Source organism: Roseateles sp. DAIF2 (assembly GCF_015624425.1).
Classification (GTDB): domain Bacteria; phylum Pseudomonadota; class Gammaproteobacteria; order Burkholderiales; family Burkholderiaceae_C; genus Kinneretia.
In genome coordinates this window covers 4,059,452-4,081,457 of record NZ_CP049919.1, presented here as the reverse complement: position 1 = coordinate 4,081,457, position 22,006 = coordinate 4,059,452, and the positions used below count along the sequence as shown (strand labels likewise).

Sequence of the window (22,006 nt, the reverse complement as noted above, 5' to 3'; positions counted from 1 at the left end):
TGAATCAGGCCACCCCCTACCGGCTTCGCCGGCCCCCTACCAGGGGGCGCAGCCAGTGGCCCGGCACAGCCGGAGCCACGGCCGCCGCTTGGAAATGCGGGCACATCCGTCGAGGAGGCACCGAATGAGTTCCCTTCAATCCCTGGACATTGCCAAGCGCTCGGCCACCACCACGCCGAGTCCCCAGGCGCGCCGCTCCAGCGTCGAGGTCGCGAAACTGATCGATGTCAGCTCCTGCATCGGCTGCAAGGCCTGCCAGGTGGCGTGCATGCAGTGGAACGATCTGCGCGACGAGGTCGGCAGCAACGTCGGCACCTACGACAACCCGCGCGATCTCAGTCCCCAGTCCTGGACCGTGATGCGCTACTCGGAGATCGAGCCGGAGCCGAACCGGCTGGAATGGCTGATCCGCAAGGACGGCTGCATGCACTGCGAGGACCCCGGCTGCCTGAAGGCCTGTCCGGCGCCGGGTGCGATCGTCAAGTACAGCAACGGCATCGTCGACTTCATCAGCGAGCATTGCGTCGGCTGCGGCAACTGCGTGACCGGCTGTCCCTTCGACGTGCCGCGCCTGTCCCAGCTCGACAACAAGGCCTACAAATGTTCGCTCTGTTCTGATCGCGTTGGCGTCGGCCTGGAGCCGGCCTGCGTCAAGGTCTGTCCGACCGGCGCGATCCGCTTCGGCTCCAAGGAGGACATGCTGGACTTCGGCGCCGAGCGCGTGGTCGACCTGAAGGAGCGCGGCTACCAGAACGCCGGGGTCTACGACCCGCCGGGCGTCGGCGGCACCCATGTGGTCTATGTGCTGCAGCATGCCGACAAGCCCGAGCTCTACCATGGCCTGCCGGCCGATCCGCGCATCAGCCCGCTGGTGGCGCTGTGGAAGGGCGTGGCCAAGCCGCTGGCGGTGGCGGCGATGATCGGCGCGGTGGTGGCGGGCTTCTTCCACTACATCAAGGTCGGCCCGATCCGCACCGAGGGTGGCAGCAAGGACGAGAGCTGAGGAGCCCATGATGAGAATGCTGCAACGCTACAAGGACGGCGATCGCATCAACCACTGGATCGTCGCGCTGTGCTTCATCCTGGCCGGCCTGTCCGGCCTGGCCTTCTTCCATCCGGCCTTCTACTTCCTGACCGCGCTGTTCGGCGGCGGCCCCTGGACCCGCATCCTCCATCCCTTCCTGGGTGTGGCGATGTGCCTGGGCTTCCTCGGCATGTTCCTGCGCTTCTGGCGCAGCAATCTGTGGAGCCGCTCCGACACCGAATGGGCGCGCCGCAGCCCGAGCCTCCTGAGAGGCGACGAGCATGCGATGCCGCCGGTCGGCAAATACAACGCCGGCCAGAAGGGCGTGTTCTGGCTGATGACGATCTGCCTGCTGCTGCTGCTGGTGACCGGCGTGATGTTCTGGCAACCCTGGTTCGCCGACGCCTTCCCGATCCTGGCGCGGCGCATCGCGGTGCTGGTGCATGCGATCGCGGCCGTCTGCCTGATCCTGGGCGCCATCGTCCACATCTATGCGGCCATCTGGGTCAAGGGCTCGATCCCCGCGATGACCCGCGGCGAGGTCAGCGAGGCCTGGGCGCGTCAGCACCACCCCTTGTGGGCCGACGAGATGGGCGTGGCCAAGCGCCCGACGGAGGGCCGATGAGCGTCGGCACCCGGCTGCTGTCCCCCGAGGAGATCGCGGTACGGGCCGGTGAGCAGGTGACCCTGCTGCGCCTGCCCGAGCCGGGCCTGTTCGCCGAGCGCGAGCTGCGCCTGCGCCAGCTCGCCGCCGGCCATGCGATGCGCGACTACCTGCTGTTCTGCGCCGAGCTGGCGCGTGGCCAGCATGAGCTGCTGCAGGTCCCGGCCACACCAGCGCTGCCCACGCCGGCCCAGATCGAGGCCGCGGCCAATGCCGGCCGGCCGCTGCTGGACGCGCAGCGCTGGCCGCGCGACCCGGCCTGGCGCGGGGACCTGCGCGCGCTGCTGCAGGGCCTGGCCGCGCGCGTGCCGCCCGGCCCGGCGCGCGACACCGCGCTGCGCCTGGCCGCCGTGTTCGACGAGCATCTGGAGCTGCAGGCCGAACGCCTGCTGTCGGGCGTGATGCTGGGCTTGGACCTGGGCACGGCGCCGCTGATCGGCGCGGCCCTGCAGCTGCACTGGGCGCGGCTGATCGCCGGCGTGCAGGCGCGCCATGGCACGGACCCGCTGGCCCCCTTCGGCCGCATCGACGATCCGCTGGTCTGCCCCTGCTGCGGCAGCCGGCCCAGCGCCAGCATCACCCGCATCGGCGCCGAGGGCTCGGGCTTTCGCTACCTGGCCTGCAGCCTGTGCGCGACGCAATGGCATTACGTGCGCATCAAATGCGCGCATTGCCAGGGCACCAAGGGCATCAGCTTCCAGGCCCTGCAGGCGCTGGACGGCCAGGGCCAGGCGGATGAGGCGGCGGTGCAGGTCGAATGCTGCGAGACTTGCGGTCATTACCTGAAGATCGTGCACATGGAAAAGGACCATCAGGTCGAGCCGCTGGCCGACGACCTGGCCTCGCTGACCCTGGACCTGCTGGTGGCCGAGACCGGCCTGCAGCGCCATGGCGTCAACCTGCTGCTGCTGTTCGGCGACCCGGACGCCGCGGCGCCGCCCGATCCCGGCGGAGGCCGCTGATGGCCGCGCCCGAGGCGTCCGTGGTTCACGGCACGAAGGCGGTACCAAAGGATCTGCCCTCGATCGACAAGCTGCTGCGCCTGCCCGCGGCGGCCGCGCTGCTGCAGGAACATGGCCACAGCCTGGTGGCCGGCGAGGCGCGCGCGCTGCTGGACGGCCTGCGCGCGCTCGTGCTGGCGCAGGAGCTGGGCCTGGACGCGCTGCAGCCCGCCGCGTTGGAGGCGGCGCTGGAGCGGCGCGTGGCGGAGCGTCTGCAAAGCCGCATGCGCGCGGTGCTGAACCTGACCGGCACCGTGATCCACACCAACCTGGGCCGCGCGCTGCTGGCCGATGCGGCGCTGGAGCGGCTGCTGGCGCTGATGAGCGGGCCCAACAACCTCGAGTACGACCTCGAGTCCGGCGGGCGCGGCGACCGTGACGACCTGGTCGAGGGCCTGCTGTGCGAGCTGACCGGGGCCGAGGCCGCCACCGTGGTCAACAACAACGCGGCCGCGGTGCTGCTGTCGATCGCGGCGCTGGCCCGGGGCCGCGAGGTGATCGTCTCGCGCGGCGAGCTGGTCGAGATCGGCGGCGCCTTCCGCATGCCCGATGTGATGGCCAGCGCCGGCGCCAGCCTGGTCGAGGTGGGCACGACCAACCGCACCCATGCGCGCGACTACGAGGGCGCGATCAACGAGCGCACGGCGATGCTGATGAAGGTGCACACCAGCAACTACCAGGTGCAGGGCTTCACCGCCGCGGTCGACGAGACGACCCTGGCGCCGATCGCCCATGCGCGGGGCCTGCCGCTGGTCACCGACCTGGGAAGCGGCGCGCTGGTGGACCTGGCGCAATGGGGCCTGCCGCCGGAGCCGATGCCGCAGCAGATGCTGGTGGCCGGTTGCGATGTCGTCACCTTCAGCGGCGACAAGCTGCTGGGCGGCCCGCAGGCCGGGCTGATCGTCGGCCGGCGCGAGCAGATCCAGCGCATCCGCAAGTTCCCGATGAAGCGCGCGCTGCGCATGAGCAAGCTGCCGCTGGCCGCGCTGGAGGCCACGCTGCGCCTGTACCTGCGGCCGGAGCGGCTGGCGCAGGACTTACCGACCCTGCGCCTGCTGACCCGGCCGCTGGCCGAGATCGAGGCGCAGGCGCAGCGCCTGGCGCCCGCGCTGGCCCGTGCGCTGGCGCCGCGCTACGCGGTGGCGGTGGCGCCGATGCTGGGCCAGATCGGTTCGGGCTCGCTGCCCGTCGAACGCCTGCCGTCGGCGGGGCTGACGATCTCGCCCGTCGGCGCTCGCGGCGTCGGCAGCGCGCTGGAGCGCCTGGCCACCGCGCTGCGCGGCCTGCCGCTGCCGGTGATCGGCCGCATCGCCGAGGACCGGCTCTGGCTCGACTGCCGCTGCCTGGACGGGCGCGAGGCGGAGCTGCTGCGACAATTGCCGGCTTTGTCCGAAATCCTGCGATGAAGCGCCGCCACCTGCTGTTTTCCCTGGCCGCTGCCGCCATGCCGGCGTTTTCCGATGTGCTGCGCCGCCCCTGGCCGGCCAAGGCGCCGACCCCGCCGCTGGCCCTGCCGGGCTTCGAGGGCCCGGGCTTCGAGCCGGCGCAGGCGCGCGGCAAGCTGCTGCTGCTGAACTTCTGGGCCAGCTGGTGCGAGCCCTGCCGCAGCGAGATGCCCTCGCTGGAGCTGCTGGCGCAGAAGTACGAGGCGCGCGGCCTGCAGGTGCTGGCGATCAACCACCGCGAGACCGACGCGGCGATCCGGCGCTTCATGCAGCAGATGCCGATCAGCCTGCCCATCCTGCGCGATGCCGACGGCGCCACGACGCGCGCCTTCGGCGTGCGCATCTTCCCGACCAGCGTGCTGATCGGCCGCGACGGCCGCGCCGCCTTTTCGGTGATCGGCGAGCTCGACTGGACCGGCCCGCAGGCCCGCCAGTGGATCGAGCCGCTGCTGGCCCCCTGAATCTTCCGAGGAGAACCCCATCATGACCCTGACCCGCCGCCAACTGATCCAAGGTTCCGCCGCCGCGGCCATCGCCGGCCTGCCGTCGCTGGGCCAGGCCCAGGGCGCCGCCGCGGCGGCGCGCCGCTTCGAGCCGCGGCCCGGCACCTGGCGCAGCTTCGAGCTGACGCTGGACGTGTCGGTCGCCGACCACCAGGGCACGACCAAGCTCTGGCTGCCGCTGCCCGATCTGGAAACCGGCTACCAGCGCAGCCTGGGCCACAGCTTCAGCGGCAATGCGAGCGTGATGCAGGTGGTGGCCGACGCGCCGCGCGGCGTGCGCATGCTCTACGCCGAGTTCCCCGAGAGCGTGAAGGCGCCGAGCCTGCAGCTGGTCAGCCGGCTGCAGACGCAGAGCCGCGCGGTCGACTGGAGCAGGAAGGCCGGCCGCGTCGGCGAGGACCCCGAGGTGCTGCGCGCCAACCTGGCACCGACCGAGCTGATCCCGACCGACGGCATCGTGCGCAAGACCGCGCTGGAGGCGACGCGTGGCGCCCGGACCGATCTTGAGAAGACCCGCGCGATCTACCGCTGGGTGGTGGCCAACGCGCACCGCGAGCCCAAGGTGCGCGGCTGTGGCACCGGCGATGTGCGCACGATGCTGGAGACCGGCAACCTGGGCGGCAAATGCGCGGACCTGAATGCGATCTTCGTCGGCCTGTGCCGCTCGGTGGGCGTGCCGGCGCGCGATGTCTACGGTCTGCGTCTGGTGCCCTCGGCCTTTGGCTACCGCGAGCTGGGCGCCAATCCGGCCGGGCTGAAGGGCGCGCAGCATTGCCGCGCCGAGGTCTTCCTGCAGGCCCATGGCTGGGTCGCGATGGACCCGGCCGATGTGCTGAAGGTGATGCGCCAGGAGACGCCGGAATGGATCAAGGACCCGGCGCATCCGCTGGTGGCGCCGGTCAACGAGGGCCTGTTCGGCGGCTGGGAGGGCAACTGGGTCGGCTACAACACCGCGCATGACCTGATGCTGCCCGGCAGCGCCGGCAAGGCCAGCCTGCCCTTCCTGATGTACCCGCAGGGCGAGAACCGCAGCGGCCGCTTCGACGAGCTGGCGCCGGACAGCTTCAAGTACAGCATCAGCGCGAAGGAAATCTGAGCGCACCGGGGCGACCATGATCGTCGGCACCGCCGGTCATATCGACCATGGCAAGACCACGCTGGTGCGGGTGCTGACCGGCGTCGACACCGACCGGCTGCCGGAGGAGAAGCAGCGCGGCATCAGCATCGAGCTGGGCTATGCCTTTCTTGATGCGCCGGATGGGCAGCGCATCGGCTTCATCGACGTGCCCGGCCATGAGCGCCTGGTGCACACGATGCTGGCCGGCGCCACCGGCATCGACTACGCGCTGCTGCTGGTGGCCGCCGATGACGGCGTGATGCCGCAGACGCGCGAGCATCTGGCGGTGCTGTCGCTGCTGGGGCTGATGCGCGGTGCGGTGCTGATCACCAAATGCGATCGCGTCGCCGATGCGGCCCGCCTGGCCGTGCTGCGGGCCGAGATTGCGGCCCTGCTGGACGGGACCTTCCTGGCCGCGGCGCCGCTGCTGGAGGTGAGCGCGCCGAGCGGGCAGGGCATGGCCGCGCTGCGCGAGCTGCTGCTGCGCGAGGCCTCGCAGGTGGTTCCGTCAGCGGCAGGGGAGGAGCGGGCCTTCCGCCTCGCGGTGGACCGGGCCTTCAGCCTGGACGGCGTCGGCACCGTCGCGACCGGCACCGTGCATGCCGGCGCGGTGGCGCTGGGCGCCGAGCTGGCGCTGGCGCCCGATGCATCCCGCGGCCGCCGCGCGCGGGTGCGCAGCCTGCATGCGCAGAACCGCGCGGTCCCGCGGGCGAGCGCCGGCCAGCGCTGCGCGCTGAACCTGGTCGGGCTGGCGCGCGACGAGATCGAGCGCGGCCAATGGCTGTGCGAACCCGCGGTGGCGCTGGCCACCGAGCGGCTGGATGCGCGCCTGACCCTCTGGCCCGGCGAGGCCAAGGCGCTGCGTTCCGGCACGCCGGTGTTCGTGCATCTGGGCGCGCGAGCGCAGCTCGGCGCGGTCGCGCTGCTGGACGTGGAGACCCTGGCGCCGGGCGGCGAGGCCCTCGTGCAGCTGCTGCTGCGCGAACCCATCGGCGCCTGGCGCGGCGACCGTGTGGTGCTGCGCGATGCGGCGGCCAGCCGCACCCTGGCCGGCGGCGTGGTGCTGGACCCGTTCGCGCCGGCGCGCTACCGCCGCACGCCGGAGCGCCTGGCCGAGCTGGTCGCGCTGCAGCGCGAGACATCGGCCGAGCGCCTGCAGGCCCTGCTGGCGGTGGCGCCGCTGGGGCTGGATCTGGCGCGCTTCGCGCGGGCCGAGGGGCTCGCGCAGCCACCTCAGCTGGAGGGAGCAGCGGCGCTGCAGGCGGCGGCCGGCGAGGCGCGCTGGGCCTTGGCCGAGCTGGCCGCGGCGGCGCTGGGCGAGCGGGCGCTGACCGCGCTGCGCGACTTCCATGCGCGCCAGCCCGACGAACTGGGGCCGGACGCGGCGCGTCTGCGCCGCCTGGCCGCGCCGCGCCTGCCGGAGCCGCTGTGGCTGGCCCTGCTGGCGCGCCTGCGCGAGCAGGGCGCGCTGGCGCAGCGCGGCGCCTTCGTGCACCTGCCAGAGCATGGCGTGCGCCTGTCGGCCGCCGAGCAGCGCATCGCGCAGAAGGTGGCGCCGCGCCTGGCCGAGGCCGGCTTCGAGGGGGCCTGGGCGCGCGACCTGGCACGCGACGCCGCCGAGCCCGAGCCGCTGATGCGCACGACCCTGGCCCGCCTGGCCCAGCAGGGCGAGGTGCATCAAGTGGTGAAAGACCTCTACTACGCGACCCAGCCGATGCGCACATTGGCAGGCATCGCGCGGCGCCTGGCGCGGGAGCAGGAGGGGCAGGTGCTGGCGGCGGCCTTTCGCGACGCGACCGGCCTGGGCCGCAAGCGCGCGATCCAGATCCTGGAGTATTTCGACCGCGTCGGCCTGCTGCGCCGCGTGGGCGATCTGCACAAGCTGCGCGCCGAGTCGACGCTGTTTGCCGACGAGGCGTCGGCATCATGAATGAACCCCAAGGGATTCATGGAGGGGAAACGACACCGGTGTGTCGGCCGGGCTTCAAACCCGGTGGGTGGCGCCATGCGTCGCCGGGTGGGTTCGACTCCCATTCCCCTCCGCCCCAGGCCTTGCCCTAAAGTCGCTTGATGAACGAAGCACAAGACCTGGCCCTGCGGGCCCTGCTGGGGCGCTATTCGGTGGGGCCCAAGCATCTGCTGGAGCCCGGGCCCAGCGAGGCCGAGCTGACCCTGATGGCGCAGGCCGCGCTGCGCGCGCCGGACCATGGCGAGCTGGTGCCCTGGCGCTTCAAGGTCGTGCGCGGCGCGGCGCGCCAGCGCATGGCCGAGCTGTTCGAGCGGGCGGCGCTGGCCGCGGGCAAGGACGAGGCGGGCGCCCGGCTCGATGCGGAGCGCGCGCTGGGGCCGCCGGTCACGGTGGCCATCGTCGCGCGCATCGACCTCGGCCATCCGCAGGTGCCGGCGCATGAGCAATGGGTGGCGCTGGGCGGCGCGCTGGCGCAGTTCATGAGCGCGGCCCATCTGCTGGGCTATGGCGGCAAGATGCTCAGCGGCGCCAAGGTGCGCAACCCGCAGATCGCCGAGGCCTTCTGCGCGCCGGGCGAGACCCTGGTCGGCTGGGTGGCGCTGGGCACGCCGGCCCGGCAGCCCGCCGGCCCCTCGCGCAAGCCCGGGCCGGAGCTGGCGCTGCAGCCCTGGGGTCAGGACTTGCCCGGCTGACACAGGCCGTCGTTCTGGTGGCCTGGATATAACGGAACTCGCACGGCGATTGCCTGGGTATGAGGTGTCGAATCGGTTTCAGTATGTACACTTGTATATAACGATTCCTGCCCACCGATCCTCAGCCTGGAGCGACTCCTCATGAGCCACAAGCCCCGCCCGATCCGCCTCGTCCTGGCCCTGTCGGGCCTGCTGCTGAGCGGGGGTGCGCTGGCGGCCGAGCTGACCGTCTCGGCCGCGGCCAGCCTGACCAATGCCTTCCGCGAGCTGGGGCCGCTGTACGAGGCGCAGCATCCCGGCAGCAAGCTGCAGTTCAACTTCGGCGCCTCGGGCGCGCTACTGCAGCAGATCGCCAAGGGCGCGCCGGCCGATGTGTTCGCCAGCGCCGACCAGGAGACCATGGACCAGGCGCAACAGCAGGGCCTGGTGAAGGCCGAGCAGCGCCGCAACTTCGTCTCCAACAGCCTGGTGGTGATCGTGCCGGGCGCGGCCAAGGCCACGCCCAAGGCGGTGGCCGAGCTGGCGCAGCCCGCCTATGGCCGCATCGCGATCGGCCTGCCGGCCAGCGTGCCGGTCGGGCGCTATACCAAGGCGGTGCTGGAGAAGGCCGGCCTGTGGGGTGCGGTCGAGCCCAAGATGATCGGCGCCAACAATGTGCGCCAGGCGCTGGACTATGTGGCGCGCGGCGAGGTCGATGCCGGCTTTGTCTACGGTACCGATGCGGCCCTGATGGCCGACAAGGTGAAGGTCGCGCTGACCGTGCCGACCGAGACGCCGGTGCTCTATCCGGTCGCGCCGGTGGCGGCCAGCGCCAACGCGGCCGAGGCGCAGAAGTTCGTCGCCTTCGTGCTGAGCCCGCAGGCCCAGGCCGTGCTGGCCAAGTACGGCTTCGGCAAGCCTTGATGACCCGACCATGAGCGAGGCCTGGATCCCGCTGCTGCTGACCCTGAAGGTGGCCGGTTGGGCCACCGCGCTGAACCTGGTGCTGGGCGTCGCCGTGGGCTTCGCGCTGGCGCGGCTGCGCTTCCCGGGGCGCGAGCTGCTGGACGCGCTGCTGACCCTGCCGATGGTGATGCCGCCGACCGTGCTGGGCTACTACCTGCTGGTGCTGATCGGCCGCAACGGCCCCATCGGCGCCTGGCTGCAGGCCGAGTTTGGTATCAATCTGATCTTCACCTGGCAGGGCGCGGTGATCGCGGCGACCATCGTCGCCTTTCCGCTGGTGTTCAAGTCGGCGCGCGCGGCCTTCGAGGCGGTCGATCCGCAGCTGGAGCAGGCGGCGCGGGTGCTGGGCCTGTCCGAGACCGCGCTGTTCTTCCGCGTCACCCTGCCGCTGGCCTGGCGCGGCATCCTGGCCGGTGTGCTGCTGGCCTTCGCGCGTGCCACCGGCGAGTTCGGCGCCACCCTGATGGTGGCGGGCAGCATCCCGGGCAAGACCCAGACCCTGTCGGTCGCGGTCTACGAGGCGGTGCAGGCCGGCCAGGACGGCATGGCCAGCTTCCTGGTGCTGGTGACCTCGATCACCTGCATCGTCGTGCTGCTGAGCGCGGGCCGCCTGGCCCCGGGCCGGGTCGCGGGGGCGCTGCGATGAGGGTCTGGGACGTCGATGTGCGTCGCGTCTTCGAGCATGCCGGTCGACGCTTCGAGCTGAGCTCGAGCTTCGCCAGCGATGCGCGCCGCCTGGTGCTGATCGGCCCCTCGGGCGCCGGCAAGAGCCAGACCCTGAAGATCATCGCCGGGCTGACCCGCGCCGATGCCGGCCATGTGAAGGTGCAGGGTCGGGTCTTGCTGGATCGCGGTGCCGGTGTCGAGGTGCCGGCGCGTGCGCGCGGGCTGGCCTATGTGTTCCAGGACTATGCGCTGTTCCCGCATCTGACGGTGCTGCAGAACATCGCCTTCGGCCTCAATCGGGAAGGTGTGCGCGGCTGGCGCAACCCGAGCCGCCGCACCGAGCATCCGGAGGTGGCGCGCTGGATCGAGGCCTTCGGCCTGCAGCCGCTGGCCCATCACTACCCGGAGCAGCTCTCCGGCGGCCAGCGTCAGCGCACCGCGCTGGCCCGCGCGCTGGTGGCACGGCCGCAGGCCCTGCTGCTGGACGAGCCCTTCGCCGCGCTGGACAGCGCGCTGCGCGCACGGCTGCGCGACGAGCTGGCCGATCTGCAGGCGCAGCTGCAGCTGCCGATGCTGCTGATCACCCATGACGAGGCCGACGCCGAGCGCCTGGCCGACCAGGTGCTGACGATGGAGGAGGGGCGCATCCTCGCGGCGGCACCGCCACCCTGTCTTCACGTATGCTCGGGCGCCCCGCAATCCCGAGACGACCATGGCGACGCGCGACCGATCCCGCAAGTCCTCGCCGACAGGCCATGAACTGGCGCTGCATGGCAGCCTGACCCTGAGCGCCGGCGGCATGCCGCTGGGTGGCGAGAACCGCATCGCGCTGCTGCGCGCGATCGGCGAGCAGGGCTCGATCACCCAGGCCGCCAAGGCGGTCGGGCTGAGCTACAAGGCGGCCTGGGACGCGGTGGACCAGATGAACAACCTGGCCGGCGCGCCGCTGGTGGAACGCAGCACCGGCGGCCGCGGCGGCGGCTCGACCCTGCTGACCGAGCGCGGCCGCCAACTGGTCGAGCGCTTCGCCCAGATCGAGGCGCTGCACCGGCGCTTCGTGCGCCAGCTGAGCGACGAGGGCGCCGATCTGTCGCGCGACTTCCAGCTGCTGAGGATGATCAATATGAAGACCAGCGCCCGCAACCAGTTCGTCGGCCAGGTCTGCGCCTACCAGGCCGGTGCGGTCAACGACGAGGTGAGCCTGAGCCTGCCGGGCGGCGCCCGCATCGTCGCGATCGTCACCCGCGAGAGCACCGAGCAGCTGGGCCTGAAGCTCGGCGCCGAGGCCTTCGCGCTGGTCAAGGCCAGCTCGGTGCTGATCGCGACCGGGCTCGATGAGACACCGGGCGTGCGGCTGTCGGCACGCAACCAGCTGCATGGCCAGGTGCTGGCGGTGACGCCGGGCGCGGTCAATGCCGAGGTGCTGCTGGACATCGGCGGCGGCCAGAGCCTGGCCGCCACCATCACCCAGGCCAGCCTGCAGGCCCTGGATCTGCGCCCCGGCCAGGCGGCGACGGCCCTGTTCAAGGCCTCCAGCGTGATTCTGGGGAGCCTGGTTTAGACGCAGTTCATGCGCGGGCCCGATAATGCCGGACTTTCCCGAACCGTTTGAACCACTAGAAGGCTGGACCCGATGTCCTCGATTCCGCTGCGTTACTGGGTGCTGATGATCTTCGTCGCGTCGGCGCTGTATGCCCATTTCCGCGGCAAGGTGCGCTTTCGCCTGGCGCGGGCGCTGACCGATTTCACCGTGCTGATCGCGCCGGTCAATGCGCTGATGTATCTGTTCTCGCGCGCGCCGGCCACGCCCTATCTGGACCCCCAGCAGTTCAAGGAGCTGGAGCTGCTGCAGCAGAACTGGCAGGTGATCCGCGAGGAGGCGCTCAAGCTCAATGACGAGGGCCAGATCAAGGCCGCGTCGACCTACAACGACATCGGCTTCAACTCCTTCTTCCGCACCGGCTGGAAGCGCTTCTACCTGAAGTGGTACGGCGAGGACCTGGCCTCGGCCAAGGCCCTGTGCCCGAAGACCGTCGAGCTGCTGCGCCAGATCCCGACGGTCAAGGCCGCGATGTTCGCCTCGCTGCCGCCGGGCAGCCGCCTGGTGCGGCATCGCGACCCCTATGCCGGCTCGGTGCGCTACCACCTGGGCCTGACCACGCCGAACTCGCCCGGCTGCTTCATTGAGGTGGACGGCCAGCGCTACCACTGGAAGGACGGCGAGGCGGTGATGTTCGACGAGACCTTCATCCACTACGCCGAGAACACGACCGAGCAGCAGCGCGTGATCCTGTTCTGCGACGTCGAGCGGCCGCTGTACTTCGCGCCGGTACGCTGGTTCAACCGCCTGTTCGCCCGCGTCGTGATGACGGCCTCGGCGACCCAGAACGTCGAGGGCGAGCCGGTCGGCGCGCTCAACAAGTTCTTCTTCTATGCCTACAAGGTGCGCCTGTGGGGCAAGGCCCTGAAGGCCAAGAGCCGGCCGACCTACTACATCGGCAAGTGGGCGATCATCGTGGGGCTGTTCTACTGGGTCTTCGTCAGCTGAAGCCTCAGCGCAGCCCCAGCGCCTCCTCCAGCTCGCGCGGCCCGTAGGGCAGGGGGCGCTGGGTCCAGCCCTCCACCAGGGCCAGCATGCGCGCGTTCAGCGGCGCCTGGCGGCCTTCGCGGCGGGCCAGGCGCACGACCTCGCCGCACAGCGCGTCGATCTCGGTCTTGCGGCCCAGGGCCAGGTCGTCGGCCATGCTGGAGCGGGCCTTGGCATCGATCTTCAGCATGCGCGCGGCCAGCAGCCTAAACAGCGGCGTCGGCAGGCGCAGCAGCGCGGCGAAGCGCTCGGGCGGCACCGGCGTGACCGGCGCCACCTCGATGCCGGCCTGGCGCAGCACCTCCAGCGCCTCGGTCTGCAGCGCGGCGAAGCAGCGCCGGTAGCCGCGCTCCAGCAGCTGGGCGCGCAGCGGCCGGCCGGACAGCGCATTGACCGGGTTGTTCAGGTTGATCAGCAGCTTGCCCCATTGGATCGCGCGCAGATCGGGCTTCAGCCGCAGGCTCAGGCCGAAGGCCGCGAAGGCCGGGCGCAGCGCCTCCAGCGCCGGGTCGGTCTCGGCGGCCAGGCCGCCGGCGGTGCCGCGGTGGTAATGGCCCGGCGCCAGCTCGGCCACATTGAAGGGCACCATGCCGGCGCGCCATTGCAGGCCCGGCGCGGCCTCGCGGGCGCGCTCGACATTGCCGACGCCGTTCTGCATCGACACCACCACGCTGCCGGCCGGCAGCGCCGCGGCCAGCTGCAGGGCCGCGCCGGCGGTGGCGCCGCTCTTCACGCACAGCAGGGTCAGCGCCGGCCTGAGCCCGGCGGGCGGCGCCTCGTGCAGCCGCAGGCGCGCGGGGGGCAGGTCTTGCCGGCGGCCCTCCAGGTCGCCGATCGTCAGGCCACGCTCGCGCAGCGCCTGCAGCACGCGCGCTCGCGCGACCAAATGCACCGGATGGCCGGCGGCGGCCAGCACGCCGCCGAGGAAGCAGCCGATCGAGCCGGCCCCCATCACCAGTATGGGCGCCGCTTTGTTGGGCGCGATGCCGTCGGCGCTCACGCGAGCGGATGGGCCAGGTCGCGCAGATGCGTCGGGCCGGCCTGGCGCTCGATCTCGGCCAGCATGCCGCGGCCCCAGCCCAGCGCAAACAGCGCCTCGCCGACCACGAACATCGGGCCGACCAGCAGGCCCACCAGATCGTCGACGAAGGCCGGCTTCTTGCCCTCGTAATAGTGGCCGACGAACTGGATGATCCAGCCGACGATGAAGGCGCCGATGCCCCAGGCTAGCCAGCTGCCGGTCGAGACCGCCGCGGCCGCGAAGGGCTCGGCCAGCGCCATCAGCAGCGCGTTGACCAGCGCGGTCGCCAGGCCCAGCACCAGGCTGCCGCGCGTCAGGTACCAGATGGTGGACAGGGCCCAGAGCAGCCAGGCGGCGTTCAGTGCATAGCCGCCCAGCTCGACCTGCGCGCGCGCCAGCAGGATGCCGATCGCGAACACGATCAGCGGAATGCCGACGAAATGGGTTGCGATATTGCGCCGGTCGCGGTGGTAGCGGGCGTACTGCACCATCAGGTCCAAGGCGGGACGGAAGGGACTGGCGGCCATGGGCGTCTCCTCGTTTTCGAATCGGCGGATGCTAGTTCAGCATCCCGGCGCGCGACTGTCAAAATGCCGACAAACTCCGCCGCGTGCAAGGCCATTGGGCCCCCCTATTTTCCCCATGTCCACCCCGCCCCTGAGTGCCGCCGATACCGCGCTGCTGCGCGCCCATCCCTGGTTCGCCGGCTGCGACCCGGCGCTGCAGGCCCTGCTGCTGGGGCGCGGCCGACGGGTCGCGCTGAGCCATGGCCAGATCCTGTTCGAGCGCGGTGGGCGGCCCGAGGGGCTGTGCTGCGTGCTGGAGGGCGCGCTGCGGGTCGGCGCGGCCCAGGCCGACGGCTCGGCCAGCCTCCTGGCCTGGCTGGAGCCGGGGCAATGGTTCGGCGAGATCTCGCTGCTGGACGGCCTGCCGCGCACCCATGACGCGGTGGCCGAGGGCGCGACCCAGGTCTGGCTGCTGCCGCATGCCGAGCTGCTGGCCTGGCTGGAGGCGCATCCGGCCTGCTGGCGCGACCTGGCCCGGCTGGCCAGCGCCAAGCTGCGCCTGGCCTTCGAGGTGCTGGAGGACATCGCCCGGCTGCCGCTGCAGCAGCGCCTGGCCAAGCGCCTGGCGCTGGTGGCCGAAGGCTATGGTCATGAGGCGGTGGCTCGCCGGCGCATCCGGCTGCCGCAGGAACAGCTGGCGCTGATGCTGGGCGTCAGCCGCCAGAGCGTCAGCAAGGCGCTGCAGGCCCTGGCCGGCCGCGGCCTGCTGGCCCTGCATTACGGCGAGATCGAGCTGCTGGATCCGGCCGCGCTGCGCGCCTTGGGGGAGGGTGCATGAGGCGCGCGGCCCTGCTGATGCTGGCCACCGCGTTGCTGACGGCCTGTGCGGCCACGCCGCCCCCGCCGGCGGCGCTGTCACAGGACTGGCCGCCCGCCTTTGCCCGCGCGCCGCTGGAGGCGGGCGGGCGCTTGTTCCGGCTCGATCCGGCGACCTCGGCCGTGCGCATCTATGTGTTTCGCGGCGGCCGCGCCGCGCGCCTGGGCCACAACCATCTGCTGTCGGCGCCGCGCTTCGAGGGCTGGCTGTGGTGGCCGGACGAGGACCTGGCGCGCTCGCGCGGCGAGCTGCGCCTGCGCTGGGACGAGCTGCTGCTGGACGATCCGGCGCAGCGCGCGGCCGCCGGCGGCGCCTTCGCCGCGCCGCTGACGCCGGAGGCGATCGCCGCGACCCGGGCCAATCTGCTCGGCCCGCAGGGCGTCGATGCGGCGCGTCGACCGGAGCTGCGCCTGCGCCTGCTCGAGCTGGTGGGCGAGCCGCCGCGGCTGGCGGCCCGCGTCGAGCTGGCGCTGGGCGAGCGGCGCCATGCGCTGGATGTGCCGCTGCGCCTGTCCGGCCCGCCGGAGCGCCCGCGCATCGCCGGCGCCTTCGTGCTGCGCCAGCGCGAGCTGGGCCTGACGCCCTTCACGGTGCTGGGCGGCCTGCTGGCGGTGCGCGACGAACTGGTGCTGGAGTTCGAGCTGCAGGCCGAACCGGCTCAGACCGCCAGCTGAGCCTCGGCCTGGCGGTAGGCCTCCCACAGCCGCTGCTCGAGCTCCGGCGAGGCCGGATGCAGCGGCGCGCGCAGCTCGTTGTGCAGGCCGTCCAGGCGCGCCAGCAGGGCCTTCACCGGCGCCGGGTTGGTCTCGGCAAAGCACAGGCCGATCAGCCGCGTCAGCACCAGCCAGAGCCGGCGAGCGGTCTCGGTGCGCTCCTCGGCCAGGGCCGCGACCAACTGCACGAAGGCCGGCGTTAGCAGATGGGCGCTGGCCGCGATCGCGCCGGCGCCGCCCAGGGCCAGGGTCGGGAAGATCGCATGGTCGTCGCCGGCCAGCACCGCCAGGCGGCCGTCGTTGATCAGGGTCTGGGTGGCCTGCAGCTGGCCGCCGCAGTCCTTCAGCGCCTGGATGCGCGGATGCTCGGCCAGCTGCAGCAGGGTCTGCAGCTCGATCTTGACGCCGGTGCGGCTGGGCACGTCGTAGAGCGCCAGCGGCGCCGGCGCCTGGTCGGCGATCTGCAGGAAGAAATTCAGCAGGCCCTGCTGCGAGGGGCGGATGTAGCTGGGCGGCGGCAGCAGGAAGGCATGCACCGGGAAGCGCTTGGCGAGCTCCTGCATGCGCGCCGCGACCGGCCCGGGCCGCGGGCCGGAGACGCCGACCATCACCGGCAGCGCGCCGGCGGCCGCGTAGACGGTGTCCAGCACCGCGTCCTGCTCCTGCGGCTCCAGCAGCGCGGCCTCGCCGGTGCTGCCGCAGGCGACAAAGCCGCGCACGCCGGCGCCGCGCAGGCGCGCGACCAGGCGCTGCAGCGCGCCATGGTCGACCGCCTCCTGCTTGTTGAAGGGCGTGACCAGCGGGATCCACAGGCCCTGGTAGGCCTCGTGATGCGGGGAGCGATGCTGGGATTGAGCGATAGCGGGCACGTCGGGTTCTCCGGGGTTGTCGACCTGGAAACCGTGGACGGGCGAGCGGGCAGCGAGGGAAAGGGAACGCGGGGGAGAGGGGGCTGCCGGCTCATCCGAGCACGGCAGCAGCGCCGGTCAGATGAGCGGCTGCTTTTTGGATTTTTTCAGCGACGAGGACGGATAGAAGTCGGCGCGGGGCATGGCGTCCAACTATAGCCGCGCTTCAGCGCCGCTGGCGCTTGTGCGCATACATGCCGAGGTCGCTGCGCAACAGCAGGGCGTCGAGGTCGTCGCCGTCCTGGGCCTGGGTCAGGCCCAGGCTGATGCTGACGCATAAGCCCGGCGCCAGCGTCTCCCAGGGGTGCAGGCGCACCGCGCGGCGCAGCCGCTCGACCACGCCCTCGGCCTGCACCGCATCGACGGCGCGGAAGGCCAGCACGAACTCGTCGCCACCCCAGCGCCCGGCGATGTCCTCGCTGCGCAGCAGCTGCTGGAACAGGCCGGCCAGGGTCTTCAGCACCTGGTCGCCGACCTGATGCGAATGGCGGTCGTTGACCGACTTGAACTGGTCGACATCGACCACCGCGACGAACAGCGGCTCGCGTGCCGGCTGCGCCAGCGCCTGGCCCAGGCGGCGCTCCAGGCCGCGACGGTTTGCCAGCGGCGCGGTCAGCGCGTCCTCCATCGACAGGCGCTGCAGCTGCTCGGTGCTGTGCTTGAGGCTGCGCACCTCCTGCTTGTGCTGGCGCAGCTCGAAGCGCAGCGCCGCGACATTGCGGCGGTGGTGCATGCTGACCTGGCGCAGCTGGTGCTCGCGCAGCTGCTGCTGGCGCAGGCAGTCCAGCGCCGCGTCGGCGCGGCCGTTCATCTCGTGCAGATCGGCCTGCAGCAGCAGCGCGACGCGCTGCAGCGGCTGGTGGTTGATCTCCAGGGTCAGCGCGGCCAGCTTGCGCGCGGCCAGCAGCGCCTCCTCCTGGCGGCCGCTGGCCAGCGCCAGCTCGGCGCGCAGCCAATGCGCCATCGCGGTCAGCATCGGCACCTGGGCATGGCGCTTGCAGACCTCCTGCAGCTCCTGCTCATGGCGGCGCGCCTGCTCCGGCTGGCCGGCCCAGGCCGCCGCCAGCGAGCGCAGCCAAGCGCCCAGGCCGCTGGCCATCAGCGGCGCCGGCTGGGCGCCGGCGGCCGGGCGCACCGCGGCATGGGCTTCCAGTGCGTCCAGCATGGTCTGCAGGCGGCGCGGCTGCGGCACCTGGCGCGCCATATGGCGCAGCGCAAACAGCTTGTAGGCCTCGTTGAGGCCGCGGTTGATCTGCGGATGCCAGAACAGGTCGGAGCGCGGCTCGCGCTTGGCCTGCTCGTAGGTCTGGGCCAGCACCGCGTCGGCGCCCTCATGGCTGCCGTTCCACAGCAGCGCGATGCCCAGGTAGTTACCGACCTTGATCTGCAGGGTGTCGTCGTTCGGGCAGGCGCGCGCCAGCTGGGTGGCCAGCATCGCGGTCTCGATCGCCTCCTCGCTGTGGCCCAGGGTGGCGGCGGCATAGGCCAAAAGGGCCAGGGCGCGCGCCTCGCTGGCCAGCGCCCCGCTATCGTGGGCGCGCTGGCTGGCCTGCATGAAGAGGTCGTAGGCGGGGCGGTAGCGCGCGGCGCTGAGATCCTTGCGGCCGCGCTCCAGCACCTGCTCGATGTCCTCGTCGCGCACCGCCGGCGGATCCGCGTCGGTCCGCTGCTGTTCTTGTTCGGCCGTCATTGTTCGTGGTCTCGTCCCTGCGCTGGCCTCAAAATGTAACAAGTCGCGGAAGGCGCGGACCCCGGGGCCGGCCCTGAGCCCGCGCCCCGGAATGCGGAAAACGCACGGATTCGGCGGCCGGCGAGGGGGACGTCGCCGGTGCCACAATGCCGCCATGTCCCGACCCGCCCGCGTCAGCATCCAGACCGAGGATTTCGACCTCGGCATCGAAACCGGGCGCCTGCGCGCCGCCGACGGCGGCATCGGCGCGGTGGTGGCCTTTGTCGGCACGGTGCGCGAGCACAGCGATGACCAGGCCCTGCGCATGATGGAACTGGAGCATTACCCCGGCATGACCGAGGCGGCGATCGAAGCGATGATCGACCAGGCTTTCGCCCGCTTCGACATCCGCGCCGCGCGGGTGATCCACCGGGTCGGGCCGCTGGAAGTGCGCGCGCAGATCGTGCTGGTGCTGGTGGCCAGCCGGCATCGCGGCCAGGCCTTCGAGGCCTGCGAATTCCTGATGGACTACCTGAAGACCCAGGCGCCGTTCTGGAAGAAGGAACATACCGAGGGCGGTGCCCATTGGGTCGACGCCCGCGAGGCCGACGATGCGGCGCTGGCGCGCTGGGGCATCGCCGCCGCGAATGCGGCCGTCGTGCCATGAGCGGCGCGCTGGCGGTGGCCCTGGGCGCGGCGCTGGGGGCGCTGGCGCGCTGGCGTGCCGGGGTCTGGCTGAATACCGGCTGGGGCGGCTTTCCGCTCGGCACCCTGCTGGTGAACCTGGTCGGCGGCCTCTTGATCGGCATGGCGCTGGAGTATTTCGGGCGCGCGCCCAACGAGTTGCTGAAGCTGCTGCTGGTGACCGGCTTCCTGGGCGGGCTGACCACCTTCTCGGCCTTCTCGGGCGAGTCGCTGTCCCTGCTGCAGCGCGGCGAGTTCGGCCTGGCGCTGGCGCACAGCGCGGCCCATGTGCTGGGCTCGCTGGCAGCGGCGGCCCTGGGGATGAAGCTGCTGCAGTTGATCTGGCTCAAAGCCTGAGCCACCGGCTCTTGAAATCGGGCCGCTGGGGCCCATTTGCTCGCCATCGGAGGTCTGATACCCATGCGAGTCGACAAGCTCACCACCCGCTTCCAGGAAGCCCTGGCCGAGGCGCAAAGCCTGGCGGTCACGCGCGACAACCCCTATATTGAACCAGCCCATCTGCTCTTTGCGATGCTGGCCCAGGCGGACGGGCCGCGCGCGCTGCTGGAGCGCGCCGGCGTCAAGATTCCGGCGCTGAAGACTGCGCTGGACACCATCGTCGCCGGCCTGCCGCAGGTGCAGGGCGAGGGCCAGCAGGTCCAGCCCAGCCGCGACCTGATCGGCCTGTTGCAGACGGCCGAGAAGGAGGCCGCCAAGCGTGGCGACCATTTCATCGCCAGCGAGATGTTCCTGCTGGCGCTGGCCGACGCGAAGAGCGACCTGGCCGGCGTGGCACGCGGCCATGGCCTGACTCGCAAAGCCCTGGAGGGCGCGGTGGAAGCCGTGCGCGGCGGCCAGAAGGTCGACAGCCAGGAGGCCGAGGGCCAGCGCGAGGCGCTGAAGAAGTACACGCTGGATCTGACCGAGCGCGCGCGTGCGGGCAAGCTGGATCCGGTGATCGGCCGCGACGACGAGATCCGCCGCGCGATCCAGGTGCTGCAGCGCCGCTCCAAGAACAACCCGGTGCTGATCGGCGAGCCGGGTGTCGGCAAGACCGCGATCGTCGAGGGCCTGGCGCAGCGCATCGTCAACGGCGAGGTGCCGGAGACCCTGAAGGACAAGCGCGTGCTGGTGCTGGACATGGCGGGCCTCTTGGCCGGCGCCAAGTTCCGCGGCGAGTTCGAGGAGCGGCTGAAGGCGGTGCTGAAGGAAGTGGCCGCGGACGAGGGCCGCATCATCCTCTTCATCGACGAGATCCACACCATGGTCGGCGCCGGCAAGGCCGAGGGCGCGATCGACGCCGGCAATATGCTCAAGCCCGCGCTGGCGCGCGGCGAGCTGCACTGCATCGGCGCAACCACCTTGGACGAGTACCGCAAGTATGTCGAGAAGGACGCCGCGCTGGAGCGCCGCTTCCAGAAGGTGCTGGTCGACGAGCCCACGGTCGAGGCCACGATCGCGATCCTGCGCGGCCTGCAGGAGAAGTACGAGGTGCACCATGGCGTCGAGATCACCGACCCGGCCATCGTCGCTGCGGCCGAGCTCTCGCACCGCTACATCACCGACCGCTTCCTGCCCGACAAGGCGATCGACCTGATCGACGAGGCCGCGGCCAAGATCAAGATCGAGCTCGATTCCAAGCCCGAGGTGATGGACCGGCTGGACCGCCGCATGATCCAGCTGAAGATCGAGCGCGAGGCGGTGCGCCGCGAGCAGGACGAGGGATCGCAAAAGCGCTTCACCCTGATCGAGGAAGAGCTGCTGAAGCTGCAGCGCGAGTACAACGACCTGGAAGAGATCTGGACCCATGAGAAGGCCCAGGCACAGGGCAGCGCCCATGTGAAGGAAGAGATCGATCGCATCCGCTTCCAGATCGAGGAGCTCAAGCGCAAGGGCGACTTCAACAAGGTCGCCGAGCTGCAGTACGGCAAGCTGCCGGAGCTGGAGAAGCGCCTGAAGGAGGCGCAGGACCACGAGGCGGGCAAGGCGGGCACCAAGGCTCAGCTGCTGCGCACCCTGGTCGGCGCGGAGGAAATCGCCGAGGTGGTCTCGCGCGCCACCGGTATTCCGGTCTCCAAACTGATGCAGGGCGAGCGCGACAAGCTCTTGCAGATGGAAGCCAAGCTGCACGAGCGCGTCGTGGGTCAGGACGAGGCGATCACCGCGGTGGCGGATGCGATCCGCCGCAGCCGTGCCGGCCTGTCGGACCCGAACCGGCCGCTCGGTTCCTTTCTGTTCCTCGGCCCGACCGGCGTCGGCAAGACCGAGCTGTGCAAGGCGCTGGCGGGCTTTCTTTTCGACAGCGAGGAGCAGATGGTGCGCATCGACATGAGCGAGTTCATGGAGAAGCACTCGGTCTCGCGCCTGATCGGCGCGCCGCCCGGCTATGTCGGCTATGACGAGGGCGGCTATCTGACCGAGGCGGTGCGGCGCAAGCCCTACAGCGTGCTGCTGCTGGACGAGGTCGAGAAGGCGCACCCGGACGTGTTCAATGTGCTGCTGCAAGTGCTGGACGACGGCCGCCTGACCGATGGCCAGGGCCGCACGGTGGACTTCAAGAACTGCGTGATCGTGATGACCTCGAACCTCGGTTCGCAGCACATCATGCAGCTCTCGGGCGAGTCCGACGAGATCATCCGCGAAGCGGTCTGGGGCGAGGTCAAGGCGCATTTCCGGCCCGAGTTCCTGAACCGCATCGACGAGACCGTGATCTTCCATGCGCTGGGCGCGGAGCACATCAAGTCGATCGCGAAGATCCAGCTGCGGCTGCTTGAGCAGCGCCTGGACAAGCTGGAGATGAAGCTCGACGTCAGCGACGAGGCGTTGGACGAACTGGCCAAGGTCGGCTTCGACCCGGTGTTCGGCGCGCGGCCGCTGAAGCGCGCGATCCAGCAGCGCCTCGAGAACCCGCTCTCGAAGCTGATCCTGCAGGGCCGCTTCGGGCCCAAGGACGTGATCCCGGTCAGCGTCGAGGGCGAGGCCTTCTCGTTCGGGCGGGTGGTGCATTGAGGTGGT

22 protein-coding genes and 1 tRNA gene are annotated in these 22,006 nt (G+C 71.2%); 19 read left to right on the top strand and 4 right to left on the bottom strand.

From position 1 onward, the window contains the following. Positions 1-124: 124 nt before the first annotated feature. From fdxH to G8A07_RS18875, 14 genes are all read left to right on the top strand, one after another. On the top strand, positions 125-1,003 hold the full coding sequence (gene fdxH, locus G8A07_RS18940; RefSeq protein ID WP_195793550.1) for a formate dehydrogenase subunit beta: 879 nt from the start codon (positions 125-127) through the stop codon (positions 1,001-1,003). A 7-nt stretch (positions 1,004-1,010) separates the two neighbouring features. Next, the gene (locus tag G8A07_RS18935; protein ID WP_195793549.1) at positions 1,011-1,649 is read left to right on the top strand and encodes a formate dehydrogenase subunit gamma; all 639 of its coding nucleotides are present in this window, start codon (positions 1,011-1,013) and stop codon (positions 1,647-1,649) included. Continuing rightward, positions 1,646-2,650: a formate dehydrogenase accessory protein FdhE gene (fdhE, locus tag G8A07_RS18930; protein ID WP_195793548.1), complete on the top strand. Its 1,005-nt coding sequence runs from the start codon at positions 1,646-1,648 to the stop codon at positions 2,648-2,650. Before G8A07_RS18935 ends, fdhE begins: the two co-directional genes overlap by 4 nt. After that, positions 2,650-4,095 carry an L-seryl-tRNA(Sec) selenium transferase gene (gene selA, locus G8A07_RS18925; RefSeq protein WP_195793547.1) on the top strand — a complete coding sequence of 482 codons (1,446 nt, stop codon included), beginning with the start codon at positions 2,650-2,652 and terminating at the stop codon, positions 4,093-4,095. The genes fdhE and selA overlap by 1 nt, the downstream gene beginning before the upstream one ends. Beyond that, on the top strand, positions 4,092-4,595 hold the full coding sequence (locus G8A07_RS18920; RefSeq protein ID WP_195793546.1) for a TlpA disulfide reductase family protein: 504 nt from the start codon (positions 4,092-4,094) through the stop codon (positions 4,593-4,595). The genes selA and G8A07_RS18920 overlap by 4 nt, the downstream gene beginning before the upstream one ends. A 22-nt stretch (positions 4,596-4,617) precedes the next feature. After that, positions 4,618-5,733 (top strand): transglutaminase family protein, encoded by a 1,116-nt coding sequence (locus tag G8A07_RS18915; RefSeq protein WP_195793545.1) that lies wholly within the window; start codon positions 4,618-4,620, stop codon positions 5,731-5,733. 16 nt (positions 5,734-5,749) lie between these two features. Then, positions 5,750-7,684: a selenocysteine-specific translation elongation factor gene (selB, locus tag G8A07_RS18910; protein WP_195793544.1), complete on the top strand. Its 1,935-nt coding sequence runs from the start codon at positions 5,750-5,752 to the stop codon at positions 7,682-7,684. A 20-nt stretch (positions 7,685-7,704) separates the two neighbouring features. Further along, positions 7,705-7,797 (top strand) — tRNA-Sec (locus G8A07_RS18905). A gap of 27 nt (positions 7,798-7,824) precedes the next feature. Beyond that, positions 7,825-8,415, top strand: a complete 591-nt coding sequence (locus tag G8A07_RS18900; protein ID WP_195793543.1) for a nitroreductase — start codon at positions 7,825-7,827, stop codon at positions 8,413-8,415. A gap of 141 nt (positions 8,416-8,556) precedes the next feature. Further along, on the top strand, positions 8,557-9,318 hold the full coding sequence (gene modA, locus G8A07_RS18895; protein WP_195793542.1) for a molybdate ABC transporter substrate-binding protein: 762 nt from the start codon (positions 8,557-8,559) through the stop codon (positions 9,316-9,318). A 10-nt stretch (positions 9,319-9,328) separates the two neighbouring features. Continuing rightward, positions 9,329-10,006 carry a molybdate ABC transporter permease subunit gene (gene modB / locus G8A07_RS18890; RefSeq protein ID WP_195793541.1) on the top strand — a complete coding sequence of 226 codons (678 nt, stop codon included), beginning with the start codon at positions 9,329-9,331 and terminating at the stop codon, positions 10,004-10,006. After that, positions 10,003-10,785, top strand: a complete 783-nt coding sequence (locus tag G8A07_RS18885) for an ABC transporter ATP-binding protein (RefSeq protein ID WP_195793540.1) — start codon at positions 10,003-10,005, stop codon at positions 10,783-10,785. Before modB ends, G8A07_RS18885 begins: the two co-directional genes overlap by 4 nt. Continuing rightward, the gene (locus tag G8A07_RS18880) at positions 10,739-11,587 is read left to right on the top strand and encodes a TOBE domain-containing protein (RefSeq protein ID WP_195793539.1); all 849 of its coding nucleotides are present in this window, start codon (positions 10,739-10,741) and stop codon (positions 11,585-11,587) included. The genes G8A07_RS18885 and G8A07_RS18880 overlap by 47 nt, the downstream gene beginning before the upstream one ends. Positions 11,588-11,674: 87 nt before the next feature. Further along, entirely contained in the window at positions 11,675-12,574 is a 900-nt protein-coding gene (locus G8A07_RS18875) for an aspartyl/asparaginyl beta-hydroxylase domain-containing protein (RefSeq protein WP_213086312.1), read from the top strand. 4 nt (positions 12,575-12,578) lie between these two features. Here G8A07_RS18875 and G8A07_RS18870 read toward each other — a convergent pair whose 3' ends face one another. Both G8A07_RS18870 and G8A07_RS18865 read right to left on the bottom strand, forming a co-directional pair. After that, the gene (locus G8A07_RS18870; RefSeq protein ID WP_256441051.1) at positions 12,579-13,613 is read right to left on the bottom strand and encodes a 2-dehydropantoate 2-reductase; all 1,035 of its coding nucleotides are present in this window, start codon (positions 13,611-13,613) and stop codon (positions 12,579-12,581) included. After that, positions 13,610-14,161 carry a DUF962 domain-containing protein gene (locus G8A07_RS18865; RefSeq protein WP_195793537.1) on the bottom strand — a complete coding sequence of 184 codons (552 nt, stop codon included), beginning with the start codon at positions 14,159-14,161 and terminating at the stop codon, positions 13,610-13,612. The genes G8A07_RS18870 and G8A07_RS18865 overlap by 4 nt, the downstream gene beginning before the upstream one ends. 115 nt (positions 14,162-14,276) lie before the next feature. Here G8A07_RS18865 and G8A07_RS18860 point away from each other — a divergent pair, with 115 nt between their 5' ends. Together G8A07_RS18860 and G8A07_RS18855 are read left to right on the top strand one after the other, a co-directional pair. Next, positions 14,277-14,978 (top strand): Crp/Fnr family transcriptional regulator, encoded by a 702-nt coding sequence (locus G8A07_RS18860; RefSeq protein ID WP_195793536.1) that lies wholly within the window; start codon positions 14,277-14,279, stop codon positions 14,976-14,978. Next, positions 14,975-15,691 (top strand): hypothetical protein, encoded by a 717-nt coding sequence (locus G8A07_RS18855; RefSeq protein ID WP_195793535.1) that lies wholly within the window; start codon positions 14,975-14,977, stop codon positions 15,689-15,691. Before G8A07_RS18860 ends, G8A07_RS18855 begins: the two co-directional genes overlap by 4 nt. Here the strand turns inward: G8A07_RS18855 and dapA are convergent. After that, positions 15,676-16,599 (bottom strand): 4-hydroxy-tetrahydrodipicolinate synthase, encoded by a 924-nt coding sequence (gene dapA / locus G8A07_RS18850; RefSeq protein ID WP_249937052.1) that lies wholly within the window; start codon positions 16,597-16,599, stop codon positions 15,676-15,678. The two genes, G8A07_RS18855 and dapA, sit on opposite strands and share 16 nt — an antisense overlap. A gap of 205 nt (positions 16,600-16,804) precedes the next feature. Then, entirely contained in the window at positions 16,805-18,328 is a 1,524-nt protein-coding gene (locus tag G8A07_RS18845) for a GGDEF domain-containing protein (protein WP_195793534.1), read from the bottom strand. A 154-nt stretch (positions 18,329-18,482) separates the two neighbouring features. Here G8A07_RS18845 and G8A07_RS18840 point away from each other — a divergent pair, with 154 nt between their 5' ends. The 3 genes from G8A07_RS18840 (at position 18,483) to clpB (ending at position 22,000) form a co-directional block, all read left to right on the top strand. Further along, complete coding sequence (locus G8A07_RS18840; protein WP_195793533.1) at positions 18,483-18,974, top strand: molybdenum cofactor biosynthesis protein MoaE; 492 nt, start codon at positions 18,483-18,485, stop codon at positions 18,972-18,974. Next, complete coding sequence (gene crcB, locus G8A07_RS18835; protein ID WP_195793532.1) at positions 18,971-19,348, top strand: fluoride efflux transporter CrcB; 378 nt, start codon at positions 18,971-18,973, stop codon at positions 19,346-19,348. Before G8A07_RS18840 ends, crcB begins: the two co-directional genes overlap by 4 nt. Before the next feature lie 63 nt (positions 19,349-19,411). Further along, a complete protein-coding gene (gene clpB / locus G8A07_RS18830) occupies positions 19,412-22,000 on the top strand; it encodes an ATP-dependent chaperone ClpB (protein WP_195793531.1) in 2,589 nt (862 codons plus the stop codon). Positions 22,001-22,006: the final 6 nt, after the last annotated feature.

Coding starts and splice junctions, on each gene's coding strand:
- fdxH (WP_195793550.1), top strand. CDS start 125: ATGAGTTCCCTTCAATCCCTGGACATTGCCAAGCGCTCGGCCACCACC.
- G8A07_RS18935 (WP_195793549.1), top strand. CDS start 1,011: ATGATGAGAATGCTGCAACGCTACAAGGACGGCGATCGCATCAACCAC.
- fdhE (WP_195793548.1), top strand. CDS start 1,646: ATGAGCGTCGGCACCCGGCTGCTGTCCCCCGAGGAGATCGCGGTACGG.
- selA (WP_195793547.1), top strand. CDS start 2,650: ATGGCCGCGCCCGAGGCGTCCGTGGTTCACGGCACGAAGGCGGTACCA.
- G8A07_RS18920 (WP_195793546.1), top strand. CDS start 4,092: ATGAAGCGCCGCCACCTGCTGTTTTCCCTGGCCGCTGCCGCCATGCCG.
- G8A07_RS18915 (WP_195793545.1), top strand. CDS start 4,618: ATGACCCTGACCCGCCGCCAACTGATCCAAGGTTCCGCCGCCGCGGCC.
- selB (WP_195793544.1), top strand. CDS start 5,750: ATGATCGTCGGCACCGCCGGTCATATCGACCATGGCAAGACCACGCTG.
- G8A07_RS18900 (WP_195793543.1), top strand. CDS start 7,825: ATGAACGAAGCACAAGACCTGGCCCTGCGGGCCCTGCTGGGGCGCTAT.
- modA (WP_195793542.1), top strand. CDS start 8,557: ATGAGCCACAAGCCCCGCCCGATCCGCCTCGTCCTGGCCCTGTCGGGC.
- modB (WP_195793541.1), top strand. CDS start 9,329: ATGAGCGAGGCCTGGATCCCGCTGCTGCTGACCCTGAAGGTGGCCGGT.
- G8A07_RS18885 (WP_195793540.1), top strand. CDS start 10,003: ATGAGGGTCTGGGACGTCGATGTGCGTCGCGTCTTCGAGCATGCCGGT.
- G8A07_RS18880 (WP_195793539.1), top strand. CDS start 10,739: ATGGCGACGCGCGACCGATCCCGCAAGTCCTCGCCGACAGGCCATGAA.
- G8A07_RS18865 (WP_195793537.1), bottom strand. CDS start 14,161: ATGGCCGCCAGTCCCTTCCGTCCCGCCTTGGACCTGATGGTGCAGTAC.
- G8A07_RS18860 (WP_195793536.1), top strand. CDS start 14,277: ATGTCCACCCCGCCCCTGAGTGCCGCCGATACCGCGCTGCTGCGCGCC.
- G8A07_RS18855 (WP_195793535.1), top strand. CDS start 14,975: ATGAGGCGCGCGGCCCTGCTGATGCTGGCCACCGCGTTGCTGACGGCC.
- G8A07_RS18845 (WP_195793534.1), bottom strand. CDS start 18,328: ATGACGGCCGAACAAGAACAGCAGCGGACCGACGCGGATCCGCCGGCG.
- G8A07_RS18840 (WP_195793533.1), top strand. CDS start 18,483: ATGTCCCGACCCGCCCGCGTCAGCATCCAGACCGAGGATTTCGACCTC.
- crcB (WP_195793532.1), top strand. CDS start 18,971: ATGAGCGGCGCGCTGGCGGTGGCCCTGGGCGCGGCGCTGGGGGCGCTG.
- clpB (WP_195793531.1), top strand. CDS start 19,412: ATGCGAGTCGACAAGCTCACCACCCGCTTCCAGGAAGCCCTGGCCGAG.